This window comes from Curtobacterium sp. UNCCL20 (assembly GCF_900101675.1).
In the GTDB taxonomy this organism is placed as follows: Bacteria; Actinomycetota; Actinomycetes; order Actinomycetales; family Microbacteriaceae; genus Curtobacterium.
This window is the reverse complement of record NZ_FNKG01000004.1, coordinates 384,415-397,589: the sequence shown is the minus strand read 5'-3', so window position 1 is coordinate 397,589 and position 13,175 is coordinate 384,415. Positions and strand designations below refer to the sequence as shown.

The window sequence follows — 13,175 nt, the reverse complement described above, 5'->3', positions numbered from 1 at the left end:
AAGCGTTTGAGGAGTCGACGATGACCTACTGGCTGCTGAAGAACTTCCTGCTCGGTCCGCTCATCCTCACCCTGTTCCGGCCGTGGGTCGTCGGGCGCGAGTACGTCCCCGCCAAGGGGCCGGTGATCTTCGCGTCGAACCACATCTCGTTCATCGACTCGGTGATCCTCCCCGCCGTGCTCGACCGGCGGGTGTCGTTCCTGGCGAAGAGCGACTACTTCACCGGTCGTGGGCTGAAGGGCTGGGCGACCAAGACGTTCTTCAACGCGATCGGACAGTTGCCGATCGACCGCTCCGGTGGCAAGGCGTCCGAGGCGTCGCTCCGCGCCGGCCTGCAGGTGCTGGCCCGCGGCGAGCAGCTCGGCATCTACCCCGAGGGCACGCGCAGCCCGGACGGCAACCTCTACCGCGGTCGCACCGGCATCGCCCGGATGATCCTCGAGGGCCGGGTCACCGTCATCCCCGTCGCCATGGTCGGCACCCGAGAGGTACAGCAGATCGGGCAGCGCATCCCGAAGTTCAAGCGCGTCGGCGTCGTGTTCGGGAAGCCGTTGGACTTCTCCCGCTTCGAGGGTTTCGAGACCGACCGCTTCATCCTCCGGAGCGTCACCGACGAGGTCATGCACGCCCTCGCCGGGCTGAGCCGCCAGGAGTACGTCGACGTGTACGCGACGAGCGTCAAGGAGCGCGCGAGCACGGCGCGGGAGCAGGTCCTGCGGGGCAAGGTCACGAGGAATGGGCGCGGCACGTCCGCACGTTAGGATTCGAAGGTCCCGGCAACCGCCGGCACGGCCGCGGTGGACCCGTCCACGCGGCCCTCTCCACCAGAACACCGAGGTAACGCCCTTGTTCGAGTCGCCCGACTTCGTCGCCCTGCAGGATCCGGACGTGACCGAGGGCCTCGACTATTGGCGGACGCTCCCGATCAAGCAGCAGCCGACCTGGCCGGACCCCGCCGCTGCCGATGCGGCCTCGGCGGAGATCGCCGCGCTGCCGCCGCTCGTCTTCGCGGGCGAGGTCGACAAGCTCCGCGAACGGCTCGCCGCCGCCGCGCAGGGCCGTGCCTTCCTGCTGCAGGGCGGTGACTGTGCGGAGACCTTCGCCGGTGCCACCGCCGACTCGATCCGCGACCGGGTGAAGACGATCCTGCAGATGGCCGTCGTGCTGACGTACGGCGCGTCAACGCCCGTCATCAAGATGGGCCGCATGGCGGGGCAGTTCGCCAAGCCGCGCTCCAGCGACTTCGAGACCCGCGGCGACGTCACGCTGCCGGCGTACCGCGGCGACATCGTGAACGGCTACGACTTCACGCCGGAGTCGCGCCAGGCCGACCCCCGTCGCCTCGTGCAGGGCTACCACACGGCCGCGTCGACCCTGAACCTCGTCCGTGCCTTCACCCAGGGCGGCTTCGCCGACCTCCGGCAGGTGCACTCGTGGAACAAGGGCTTCGCGTCGAACCCGGCGAACGCCCGCTACGAGCACCTCGCGCAGGAGATCGACCGCGCCATCCGCTTCATGGACGCCTGCGGTGCGGACTTCGACGAGCTGAAGCACGTCGAGTTCTACGCCTCGCACGAGGGGCTGCTCATGGACTACGAGCGGCCGATGACCCGGATCGACTCCCGGTCCGGCCAGGCGTACGACACCTCCGGGCACTTCATCTGGATCGGTGAGCGCACCCGCGACCTCGACGGCGCCCACGTGGACTTCCTGTCGCGCGTCCGGAACCCGATCGGCGTGAAGCTCGGCCCGACGACCACGGTGGACGACATGAAGGCCCTGGTCGACAAGCTCGACCCGAACCGCGAGCCCGGCCGACTGACGTTCATCACCCGCATGGGGGCCGGCAAGATCCGCGGCGAGCTGCCCAAGCTGCTCGAGGCGATCAAGGGCATGGACGCCAACCCGCTGTGGGTCACGGACCCGATGCACGGCAACGGGCTCACGACGCCGACGGGCTACAAGACGCGCCGCTTCGACGACGTCGTGGACGAGGTCCTCGGCTTCTTCGAGGCCCACCGCGAGGTCGGCACGTACCCGGGCGGCATGCACGTCGAGCTCACAGGCGACGACGTGACGGAGTGCCTGGGCGGCTCGGAGCAGATCGACGAGGCGACCCTCGCGACCCGCTACGAGTCCCTGTGCGACCCGCGCCTCAACCACATGCAGTCACTCGAGCTCGCGTTCCTCGTGGCCGAGGAGCTCGGCGCGCACCCGTACGTGCGCGCGTAGGGGCTCCGCGCCGAGACTCGGGGCCAGCGACAGGTTTCGCGGGCCGGTCCACGAGACCTGTCGCCCAGCCCGAGACTCGGCTCCGCACTGACGGACTGGAGGCACGGTGCCAGCTGGCACCGTGCCTCCAGTCCGTCGTGGGCGCGCGTCTCGTGCCCGTCACGGGTCCCGCGGGCCGGGCCGCGAGACTCGGGGTAGGCGACACTCCTCGCGCCTGACGGCACGAGAACTGTCGCTCAGGCCGAGACTCGGCGCGCGGCTGGCGCGCGGCCCGCGGCCGGCGGCGCGCGGCTGGCCGCCTACTGCTCGTAGGCGAGCGTGATGGTGTCGCCGCGGTGCACGGTGGTGCCCGCGACCGGGTCCGTCGAGGACACCGGCAGCGACGACTTCCAGTCGTAGAAGCCGCAGAGGATGTTCGTGCAGTCGGGGACGACGACCTTCAGCCCGAGGTTGTCGAGCGTCGAGGTGGCCTCGTTGATGGTCTTGCCGTGCACGTCCGGCAGGGTGATCGGCGTCGGGCCCTTCGACACGACGACGTCGATCGCGGTGCCCTTGACCGCTGGGTCGTCCTGGGCCTTCGCGGAGATGATCTGTCCCTCCGGGACGTCGTCGTCGAACCGGGCGTCCTGGGACCCCAGCGTGAGGTCGACGGCATCGAGGGCTGCGGTCGCCTGGTCGACGTTCTTCCCGACGACGTCGGGCACCGGACCGAGCGACACCGTCAGGGTGACCGGGCCGCGTTCACCGTAGGTCTCGACCTTCGACAGGTCGACGGTCGTGCCGTCGGTGCCGAGGCCCGTCGCGGCGACGACGGTGTCCTTCGGGGCGTCGGCGGAGAACTGGTACTGGTCGTCCTGCAGCTGGAAGTCGTCGTCGAGTGCCGCGGTGACGGTGGAGATCGGCTGCCCGACGATGGCGGGCAAGGCGATCATCTTCGGGCCGTTCGACACGACGATCTGCACCGAGGTGCCCTTCCGGACCTCGCGCTTCGCGGCGGGCTTCGTGGTCGAGACCTGCCCCTTCGCGACGACCGCGTCGAACCGCGTGCTCGTCGCCTTCGCGGTGTGCAGGCCCTGTGCCTCGAGCAGCTGGCGTGCCTGGGAGATCGACTTGCCGGCGACCTCGGGGATCCGGACGTTGCCCCACGGACCCGGGCCGAGCGCCCAGCCGATGGTGCCGCCGACGATCGCGAGGAAGACCACGATCGCCAGGACGATCCAGCCGCGCTTCCGGCGCTTCGCTGACTTGTCGGCGAGACGCTGCCCGGCGGGGGAGAGCGCTCCGGGCTGCGAACCGGTGCGCCGGGGCCCGGGCGTGTTCCGTCCGGGGCGTGCGGCCGGCTGCTGCGCCGCAGCGGGCTCGAGGATGGTGGTCGCGTCACCGGAGTCGGCGGACGCCGGGGTCCCCGCGCCGGCCGGGAGGATCGCCGTCGCGTTCTCGGGGCGCAGCACGGCGGTGCGGTACTGCCCGGTGGCGCGCTGCTGGTTGCCCGCCATGTGGTCGAGCATCTCGCGGGCGTCGCGCGGCCGGTCGTCGGGGTTCCGCGCGGTCGACCAGGCGACGAGGTCGTCGAGCTCCGGCGGGACACCCGGCACGGCGGCGCTCGGCGCGGGCACGGTGTCGTTCGCGTGCTGGTACGCGATCTGCATCGGCTGCTCGCCCTTGTAGGGCTGCTCGCCGGTGAGCATCTCGTAGAGCATGATCCCGAGCGCGTAGATGTCGCTCCGGGAGTCGGCGGCGCCGCGGGTGACGAGCTCGGGGGAGAGGTACGCGATCGTGCCGAGGAGTGCGGCGCCGGTGGCGGTGTTCTGCGTCGAGGCGCGGGCGAGACCGAAGTCGCCGAGCTTGATCCGGCCGTCGTCGGCGAGCAGGACGTTCTCGGGCTTCAGGTCGCGGTGCACGATGCCCGCGCGGTGGGCCGAGGCCAGACCGGCGAGGACGGCGCGGAGGATGTCGGTCGCCTGCTCGGGCGTGAGGGCGTGGTGCTCCTGCAGGAGATCCCGGAGCGTGATGCCGGGGATGTACTCCATCACGATGTACGCGGTGTCGTCCTCGGCACCCTGGTCGTACACGCCGACGAGGTTGGGGTGGGACAGCCGGGCGGCGGAGCGGGCCTCCTGGATGAAGCGCTCCCGGAAGGCCTGGTCGTCCGCCAGGTGCCCGTGCATGATCTTGATCGCGACGCGTCGCTCGAGGCGGACGTCGGTCGCGAGGTACACCGTCGCCATGCCCCCGCGTGCGATGCGGGAGCGTACGCGGTACCGGTGATCGATCATGCGACCGATCATCGGGTCCGTGGCGGCGTTGGTGGTCATCGGCGGCATTCTACGAATCGGGACTGCACGGAACCGCACTGACGCACCGGCCGTGACCGAATCTCGATCTTGCGGATGAGGCGGGGCCGCCGGGCGGACAGGCGCGCGGGCGCGGCCAGGCGTGCCGGAGCGAGCGCGGCCGCGCGTGCCCCCTGGTTCAGAGCGACCGCAGCAGACTCTGCGCGGTCTTCTCCCACTGCGCGTACGCCTTCGGGTACGCCGAGACCTGCACGGCCTGCGCCGCCGTGGTCACGTTCATCGACGACCAGCCGGCGACATCGAGCAGGCCGCGGGTCTTTCCGGGGTTCCCCGTGAAGAACAGCTTCGCTGCGGTCGCCGGGTCCTGCAGGGCTGCAGCGGAGCCCCAGCCCTGGCTCGGCCGCTGCTGGAACAGGCCGACCGAGTCGCGGTCGCCGTGCGACAGGTTGCGGAGGCTTGACTCCTGCATCGCGGCGGCCAGGGCGACGACGATGCCGTGGTCGGAGACCCCGAGGGAACGGCCGACCGAGATGATCGTGGCCGCGTTGCCCCGCTGTTCGGCGGAGAGCGACGGGCCCGACGCCGGGAGCACGAGCGTCTTGCCGGCGTAGATCGTGCTCGTGTAGGTGAGGCCGTTCGCCGACAGGAGCGACGAGACCGAGACGCCGTGCGCGGCGGCGATCGACGCGATGGTGTCGCCGGTGCCGATCTTCACGCTGCCGGCGCGTGACGAGGACGCGGCGGCCGACGATGCGGACGACGAACCCGACGACGCTGCGACCGGCGCGCTCGACCCGGCCGTCGGCACCCGGAGCGTCTGTCCGGGGTAGATCACCGAACGCTGCGACAGCCGGTTCGCGCTGAGGAGCGCCGAGGTCGACACGCCGACGCGGGACGCGATGCCCGACACGGTGTCGCCCGACTTCACGTGGTAGCTGCCCGTGGCGGACGCCGACGACGTGGAGGCGGTGCGCACGGCGGGCGTCGACGCCAGGTGCAGCGTCTGCCCGGGGTGGATGATCGTGTTCCAGCCGAGGCCGTTGCGGACGAGGACCTCCTGCGCGGAGAGACCGTAGCGGGCGGCGATGCCCGACACGGTGTCGCCCTGGCGTACGACGTACGTGACGGGCGCGGCGGCGGCGGGCCTCGATGTCGCGGCGACCGTGGTGACGGTCGTCTCGGCCGGGCGGGCGACCGCGGCGCTGAAGACGGGACGGTCACCGACGTTGCGGTCCGAGACGGCGCGGTCGTCGACGTGCCGCTTGTGGTTGCTGTCGTCCTCGTGGTGGGGCTCGGCGTGAGCCACCGGACCGGTGAGTCCCGCGGTCACCGCGATCGTCCCGGCGAGGACGATGGGCATGGTGGCGAACCGGGCGGATCGTGCGCGCCGGGCGTCTTCGTCTGCAGCGTTGTCCACGGGTGTCTCCTGTCCTTGCGGTGAGCCGTGCGCGTGCGTGCGCACTCACAGGTGCTGCAACGCTGGCATGGGCTGATTCCCAAGTCAACCAGAGAGTCAGATGTTGTGTGTGTGACGAATGTGACGAACGAGGCGGTGTCCGGCTCCCCGGCACTCTGGCAACATGGGGCAGGTGAGTGCCGCACCCATCGATGACACGACCCTTTCCGAGCGGTGGCTGACCGTCCCCGACCTGGTGGACCTCCTCGGGGTGAGCCCCGGCCGCATCCACCGCCTGTTCGAGCAGAAGACGCTGCTGCCCGCCCGTGTCGACGGCGTCCTCCGTGTGCCGGTCGAGTTCCTCGACGACGCCGAGCCGCTGCCGGAGGTGCGCGGGACCCTCATGGTCCTCGCCGACAACGGCTTCTCCGACGACGAGGCAGTCCGCTGGATGCTCTCCGTCGAGGACGCGCTCGGCACCTCGCCGATCGCCGCGCTGCGCGCCGGCCGCAAGGCCGAGGTCCGTCGCGTGGCCCAGTCGCTCCTGTAGCGCGACCGCAGCGCTCGACCAGAACCAGCGCTCGACCAGACCCACGGATCTTCCGGAGACCGGACCCACCGACGGCCTGGAGGCGCGGTGCCAACCGGTACCGCGCCTCCAGGCCGTCGTCGGTCAGGTCTCGGGCGTCTGCCGCGTCTACGCGACCCGGCGGCTGACCGTGTCGGCCAGCGACACCAGTTGCTCGCGCGCCGACGGGGTCAGCGGAGCCGCCTCGATCGCGGCCTTCGCGCGCTGCACGTGCCGGTCGATCGACCGCTCCACCGCTGCCACGGCACCGGACTCGGTGAGGGTCGCGCGGAGCATCTGCACCTGCGCCTCGTCGAGGTCCGGATCACCGAGGAGCTCGTCGAGGAGCTGCCGGGGGCCGCTCGCCAGCGTCTTGCGGGCAGATGCGATGAGGACGGTGCGCTTGCCCTCGCGGAGGTCGTCGCCGGCGGGCTTGCCGGTGACCGACGGGTCACCGAACACGCCGAGCATGTCGTCGCGGAGCTGGTAGGCCACGCCGAGGGGGAGGCCGAAGGCCCGGAGTCCCTCGAGCTGCGCATCCGTCGCCCCGGCCACCAGCGCGCCGATGACGAGCGGGGCCTCGACCGAGTACTTCGCCGACTTGAAGACGATGACGCGCTGCGCCCGGACGAGGTGCTCGGCCTCGTCGATGGACGGCCACGCGGTCTCCTCGTGCACGTCGAGGTACTGCCCGGCCGTGACGTCGAGGCGCATCGTGTGGAACTCCTGGCGGACGATCCGGGCCCGGGCGGGGTCGAGGAGCGCGAGGCCCTCGTCGAAGACCGCGTCGCTCAGCGAGAGCAGGAGGTCGCCGAGGAGCAGGGCCGAGTTCGTGCCGTAGAGGCCGCGGTCACCGACCCAGCCGGACTGCTCGTGCAGCGACTCGAAGCGACGGTGCGCTGCCGGACGCCCACGACGGGTGTCCGACCGGTCCATGATGTCGTCGTGGACGAGGGCCGCCGCGTGGAAGACCTCGAGCGCCGCTGCCACCGTGACGATCGCCTCGGCGGTGGTCTGCCGGGAGCCCTCCGCCAGCGGGTCGAACGAGCCCGAACGTCCGGCCACGGACTGCCATCCCCAGTAGCAGAACAGCGCCCGGAAGCGCTTCCCGCCGGACAGCAGATCCCGTGCGTACTCGTCGAACGGCGCGAGGTCGGGACTGATCGCAGCGAGGCGTTCGCGCTGCTCGTCCAGTGCTCGATCGATCCGCGCCGAGACGAGGTCCACTAATCGCGTACTCTCAGCCACAGTGCCTACCCTAGTGGAGTGGTCGAGTCGTAGACTCGACCCACCTCAACCACGCGTCGATCCCAGGAACAGAGGGAACACAGATGCCACTCTCGGAGCAAGAGCAGCGACTCCTCGAAGAGATGGAGCGGAGCCTCTACCAGAATGACTCCGACTTCGTGGCGCGCGTCACACGCCGCCAGGGACGACCGTCCTACACGTCGATCACGCTCGGCGTGCTCGGAGCACTCGCGGGCGTGGCGATCGTCATCGTCGGGTTGGTCCTCCGCCAGCCGCTCATCGGGATCCTCGGGTTCGTCGTGATGCTCGCCGGGGTGCTGTTCGCACTGCGGCCCGGCATGCGCGCTCCCAAGGCCAAGGCGAAGACGCCTCGGGCCAGCGGGTCCTCGTCCGGCGGGCCGTCGCGTCCGAGCACCGGCGGGTCCGGGTCCTTCATGGACCGGATGAACGACCGCTGGGACAAGCGGAACGACCAGAGCTAACCCGCTCTCCACACTCCTCCACGGGGTCGGTCCTTCGGGACCGGCCCCGTTCTGTGTTTCGGGGGCGCGTGCCCTGGACACCTGGCGGGACGGACGGGAGGTGCGGGGCGGGGCCGCAAGGGGCCTCCCGGCCGGCGGGTGGTGACGCGGCGTCGGACGCACGGTGCGACGTTCGCGAACCGGTGCGTCGTGCGTCGGTCCGTGCGGGGTTGTGGCACCGCACGGGGCGTGGAACCCCGTACCGAGTGACGGAGCGCGCACCGTGCGGAGCGCCGCGGGCGTGGGCGAGCGGGCGCCGGGGGCTGTGCCGAGGTCGCGAGACGTGTCGCTCGCAGCGGTGTCGGGTGGTGACGCGACGTCGGACGCACGGCGCGACGTTCGCCACCCGGTGCGTCCTGCGTCGGTCCGTGCGGAGTTGTGGCACCGCACGGGCCGCGGAACCCCGCACCGAGTGACGGAGCGCGCACCGTGCGGAGCGCCGCGGGCGCGGGCGGGCGGGCGCCGGGGGCTGTGCCGAGGTCGCGAGACGTGTCGCTCGCAGCGGTGCCGGGTGGTGACGCGACGTCGGACGCACGGCGCGACGTTCGCCACCCGGTGCGTCCTGCGTCGGTCGGTGCGGGGGTGTGGCACCGCACGGGGCGCGGAACCCCGCACCGAGTGACGGGGTGCGCACCGTGCGGAGCGCCGCCGCGCCGTCCGCGGGCTCCGGAGGCTGCGAAAGTCCTCCACTTCGCTCCACTTCCTCCACGCTGCTCCACCTGCCCGCGGATCCGCGGAAGTCCGGGCCATCGTCCGAGGTTCTAGAGGCTCGCTCGCCCCCAGTACGGGGCACGATGGCGATTCGGGGAGCGATTTCCTGGGCCTGGGGAGGGGAGTGGAGTAAAGTGGTGCACACAACGGTCCGGTGGAGCGGAGGGGAGGCCCGACGTGCTGCTCGGTACCCATGCCCCGAAGCTCGACGAGAAGGGTCGCGTGATCCTCCCCGCCAAGTTCCGGGACGAACTGTCCGGGGGACTCGTGATGACCCGCGGGCAGGAGCGCTGCGTCGTCGTCTACAGCGCGGACACGTTCGAGCAACTGCACGAGCGGATCCGCACTGCTCCGATGACCTCGAAGCGCACCCGGGACTACATGCGCCTGTTCCTCTCCGGAGCGAGCGCGGAACAGCCCGACAAGCAGAACCGCGTCACCATCCCGCAGAACCTCCGCGAGTACGCGGGGCTCGAGCGGGACCTGACGGTCATCGGCAGCGGTGACCGTGCCGAGATCTGGTCGACCCCCGCGTGGGAGGCCTACTACGCAGAGGTCGAAGAGGGCTTCGCCGACAACGACGAGGAGGTGATCCCGGGGATCTTCTGATCCGTGGATCGGGACTCCCAGCCGTCCGCCCTGACACACCTTCCCCGGTGTCAGGTCGCATGGATGGGGATCCGGACCCGCGGCCCAGGAGACGAGGGGCTGCACATGGCCGAGAACGAGACTCCGAAGTTCCCGCACACCCCGGTGATGCTCGAGCGCATCGTCGACCTCTTCACGCCGACCCTCGAGGGCCCCGGCAAGGTCGTCGTCGATGCCACGCTCGGCATGGGCGGCCACTCCGAGGGGCTGCTCGAGCGGTTCCCGGAGCTGACCCTGATCGGCCTCGACCGCGACACCGACGCCCTGGGCATCGCGGGGGACCGCCTCGCCCGCTTCGGTGACCGCGTCCGCCTGGTGCACACCGTGTACGACGGCATCGTCGAGGCGATCGAGGGCGAGGGCTTGACCGAGGTCGACGGCGTCCTGTTCGACCTCGGCGTCAGTTCACTGCAGCTCGACCGGGCCGAGCGCGGCTTCGCGTACAGCCAGGACGCGCCGCTCGACATGCGGATGGACCGGACCGAGGGGCAGACCGCAGCCGACGTCCTCGCGACCTACGACGAGGGTGAGCTGCGCCGGATCTTCCAGCGCTACGGCGAGGAGAAGCTCGCCGGCCGCTACGCCCGGGCGATCGTCGAGCGACGGGCGACGGCACCGTTCGAGATGTCCGGCGACCTGGTCCAGGTCCTCCACGACGCGACCCCGGTGGCGATCCAGCGCCAGGGACACCCCGCCAAGCGGGTGTTCCAGGCGCTCCGCATCGAGGTCAACGCCGAACTGAGCGTCCTCGAGCGGGCGATCCCGGCAGCGCTCGACGCGATCGCCGTCGGTGGCCGGATCGTCGTCGAGTCGTACCAGTCGCTCGAGGACCGGATCGTCAAGCGGGCACTCACCGCCAGGACGAAGTCGAGCGCCCCGGCGGACCTGCCGGTGGAGCTCCCCGAGCACGCCCCCACGTTCTCCCTGGTCGTCAAGGGCGCCGAGCTGGCCGACGAGGCCGAACGCGCCGCCAACCCCCGAGCAACCCCCGTGCGCCTGCGCGCGGCCGAGCGGATCCGGAAGTGACATGAGCACGAACCTCGCACTCATCGACCCCGCCGTCGCACCGTCGCGGGCTCCTCGCCCGAGCCGACGCGAGCGTCCGGAACTCGTCGAGGTCACCCCGACCAGGGCCCAGCGCCGCGCACGCCCGCGGATCGCGTACGCCGTCGTCGCGGTCGCTGCGCTCGGCATCCTGCTGCTCGCGCAGCTCGGCATCAGCATGGTGCTCAGCCAGGGCGCCTACACGCTCAACTCGCTGGGCACCGAGCAGACGAACCTCGCCCGGACGCAGCAGTCGCTGTCCGAGGAACTGCGCGTCCTCGACTCGCCGCAGAACCTGGCCCGCAACGCCCAGGCCCTCGGGATGATCGCGAACGCGACGCCGGTGTACCTCGACCCGAAGACCGGCCGCGTGTACGGCACGCCGACCCCGGCGGTCGCGGACCAGGCGACGGCGAGCACCGAGAACCAGGTGCCGAACTCGCTGCTGGCCGACGTGCCCCTCGCCGCGAAGCAGGGCGACACGTCGAGCAGCAAGGAGAGCGGGTCCACGACGGGCAGCGACGCGAAGGCGACGTCGACGTCCGACGCTGAGAAGACCGCCGCCGCCAGCGCGTCGACCGGGGCTTCCTCCACCGCCGACGTAGAGTCCGACCCGAACCAGCTCCAGGCCCCCTCCACCCGGTGACCTGCGGGCTCGTGGAGCCCTGACCGAGGGCACCGCAGCACCTCCGCGCCACCGCACCCGGCGCCACCGCACCACCCCGGGAAGGACCGCACCGCGTGACGAAGACGATCCGCAACCGACGACTGCGCTACAGCGTCGTGATCATCGCCGTGATCGCCCTCGTGGCGGTCTTCGTGATCCGACTCGTGGACATCCAGGTCGTGCAGGCCGCCGACCTCAACGAGCAGTCGAAGGCGAAGCGCAGCATCCCGGTGACGATCTACGGCACCCGGGGCTCGATCGTCGACCGGAACGGCACCGAACTCGCCGACAGCGTCACCCGCTACAACATCACGACCGCCCCCCGACTCGTGAAGAAGTTCACGGGCAAGCTCGGCGGCACCCGGGTGAAGGAGGTCACGGTCGACACCGCCCTCGCCGCGCTGGCGAAGGCGTCCGGTGGCGACGTCGGGACCATGCAGAAGAACATCGCCGCGAACCCGAGGTCGGACTTCGCGTACCTGGTCAAGGGGCTCGACGTGAAGCACTACGAGGCGGTGATGGCGCTCGGGATCCCGTGGATCTACAAGGAGCAGCAGGCGTCCCGCGTCTACCCGACGGCCGCGACCACCGGCAACCTCACCGGCTTCATGGGCACGGACGGTGCCCAGGCCGGCCTGGAGTACGCCTACGACAAGTGCCTGGCGGGTTCGAACGGCTCCGAGACCTACGAACGCGGCGAGGACGGCGTGCAGCTCCCCGGCAGCACGGTGACCACGAAGAAGGCCAAGGACGGCGGGACGCTCGAGACGACGATCGACAGCGACCTGCAGTACATGGCGCAGCAGACGATCGCGTCGGCGGCCAAGGAGCTGCAGGCCGAGTCGGCGACCGCGACGGTCACGAGCGTGAAGACGGGCGAGCTCCTCGCGGTGGCGGACTACCCGACGGTGGACCCGAACGACGTCGACGCGACCACCGACAAGGGCGCCTACAGCTCGCGGGCGTTGACGGCGACGTACGAGCCCGGCTCCACGATCAAGGCCGCCATCGCCGCTGCGCTCATCGACCGGGGCAAGTCGAGCCCGACCGACCAGGCCGTCGTGCCGTACTCGCGCTCGTTCCCCTGGGGCGGCACGATCCACGACTCCGAGTTCCACCCCACCGAGAACCTCACGCTGACCGGCATCCTCCGCGACTCGTCGAACGTCGGCATCACGGAGCTGGGCTCCCGGCTGACCGCGCAGCAGCGGTACGAGTACATGCAGAAGTTCGGGCTGTTCGAGCCGGAGTCGGCGATCGACTACCCGGGCCAGCCGTCGATGGACTACGGCACGAGCCCGAACTGGGACCAGCAGACGAACATCAACTCGATGTTCGGCCAGGGCATCTCGACGACCGCCGTCCAGGTCGCGAGCATCTTCCAGACCCTGGCGAACGACGGTGTCCGGATCCCGCTGCACTTCGTGAAGGGCTGCGAGACGGCCGACGGCAAGACGATCGACGCGCCCGACGTGCAGGGGACGCGTGTCGTGTCCGCGAACGCCGCCACGCAGGTGACCGACATGCTGCAGAGCGTGGTCACAGGCGGCACCCTGGTGGGGATGAAGCCCATCTCCGGCTACAACATCGCCGCGAAGACCGGAACGGCCGAGGTGGCCGAGGGCTCCAAGGGCTACGGCTCGCAGCGCATCACGTCGGTGGCCGGAATGGCACCCGCCGAGGACCCCCAGTATGTTGTCACGGTGACGTTCACGAAGCCGCAGGCCAACAAGTGGTCCAGTGGAGCGGCTCCGGCGTTCCGCACTCTCATGTCCCAGGTGCTCGAGAAGTACCGAGTAGCCCCCTCCACGACGCAGGCACGGACCTACCCCTCAACCTGGTAGGC

The 13,175-nt window shown here is 70.8% G+C and carries 11 protein-coding genes; 8 read left to right on the top strand and 3 right to left on the bottom strand.

Going from position 1 to position 13,175, the window contains the following annotated elements; translation table 11 throughout:
- Nucleotides 1-20: 20 nt before the first annotated feature.
- Together BLT36_RS17495 and BLT36_RS17490 are read left to right on the top strand one after the other, a co-directional pair.
- Complete coding sequence (locus tag BLT36_RS17495) at nt 21-761, top strand: lysophospholipid acyltransferase family protein (RefSeq protein ID WP_092097071.1); 741 nt, start codon at nt 21-23, stop codon at nt 759-761.
- Nucleotides 762-888: 127 nt separating this feature from the next.
- Entirely contained in the window at nt 889-2,232 is a 1,344-nt protein-coding gene (locus BLT36_RS17490; RefSeq protein ID WP_092097324.1) for a class II 3-deoxy-7-phosphoheptulonate synthase, read from the top strand.
- 299 nt (nt 2,233-2,531) lie between these two features.
- Here the strand turns inward: BLT36_RS17490 and pknB are convergent, their stop codons facing one another.
- On the bottom strand, nt 2,532-4,547 hold the full coding sequence (pknB, locus tag BLT36_RS17485; RefSeq protein WP_254787722.1) for a Stk1 family PASTA domain-containing Ser/Thr kinase: 2,016 nt from the start codon (nt 4,545-4,547) through the stop codon (nt 2,532-2,534).
- 157 nt (nt 4,548-4,704) lie between these two features.
- The gene (locus BLT36_RS17480) at nt 4,705-5,943 is read right to left on the bottom strand and encodes a LysM peptidoglycan-binding domain-containing protein (RefSeq protein ID WP_254787721.1); all 1,239 of its coding nucleotides are present in this window, start codon (nt 5,941-5,943) and stop codon (nt 4,705-4,707) included.
- Nucleotides 5,944-6,106: 163 nt separating this feature from the next.
- On the opposite strand from BLT36_RS17480, the gene BLT36_RS17475 reads away from it, so the two are divergent.
- Nucleotides 6,107-6,472 (top strand): Rv2175c family DNA-binding protein, encoded by a 366-nt coding sequence (locus BLT36_RS17475; RefSeq protein ID WP_092097070.1) that lies wholly within the window; start codon nt 6,107-6,109, stop codon nt 6,470-6,472.
- A 147-nt stretch (nt 6,473-6,619) separates the two neighbouring features.
- Here BLT36_RS17475 and BLT36_RS17470 read toward each other — a convergent pair whose 3' ends face one another.
- Entirely contained in the window at nt 6,620-7,738 is a 1,119-nt protein-coding gene (locus BLT36_RS17470) for a polyprenyl synthetase family protein (RefSeq protein WP_092097068.1), read from the bottom strand.
- Nucleotides 7,739-7,821: 83 nt separating this feature from the next.
- Between BLT36_RS17470 and BLT36_RS17465 the strand changes: the two genes are divergently transcribed.
- From BLT36_RS17465 to BLT36_RS17445, 5 genes are all read left to right on the top strand, one after another.
- On the top strand, nt 7,822-8,220 hold the full coding sequence (locus BLT36_RS17465) for a DUF3040 domain-containing protein (RefSeq protein WP_092097067.1): 399 nt from the start codon (nt 7,822-7,824) through the stop codon (nt 8,218-8,220).
- A 927-nt stretch (nt 8,221-9,147) separates the two neighbouring features.
- Nucleotides 9,148-9,579, top strand: a complete 432-nt coding sequence (gene mraZ, locus BLT36_RS17460) for a division/cell wall cluster transcriptional repressor MraZ (protein ID WP_092097065.1) — start codon at nt 9,148-9,150, stop codon at nt 9,577-9,579.
- A gap of 105 nt (nt 9,580-9,684) precedes the next feature.
- Nucleotides 9,685-10,644: a 16S rRNA (cytosine(1402)-N(4))-methyltransferase RsmH gene (gene rsmH / locus BLT36_RS17455; protein WP_092097064.1), complete on the top strand. Its 960-nt coding sequence runs from the start codon at nt 9,685-9,687 to the stop codon at nt 10,642-10,644.
- A gap of 1 nt (nt 10,645) precedes the next feature.
- On the top strand, nt 10,646-11,308 hold the full coding sequence (locus BLT36_RS17450) for a cell division protein FtsL (protein ID WP_092097063.1): 663 nt from the start codon (nt 10,646-10,648) through the stop codon (nt 11,306-11,308).
- Nucleotides 11,309-11,403: 95 nt separating this feature from the next.
- Nucleotides 11,404-13,173 carry a peptidoglycan D,D-transpeptidase FtsI family protein gene (locus BLT36_RS17445; RefSeq protein ID WP_092097061.1) on the top strand — a complete coding sequence of 590 codons (1,770 nt, stop codon included), beginning with the start codon at nt 11,404-11,406 and terminating at the stop codon, nt 13,171-13,173.
- Nucleotides 13,174-13,175: the final 2 nt, after the last annotated feature.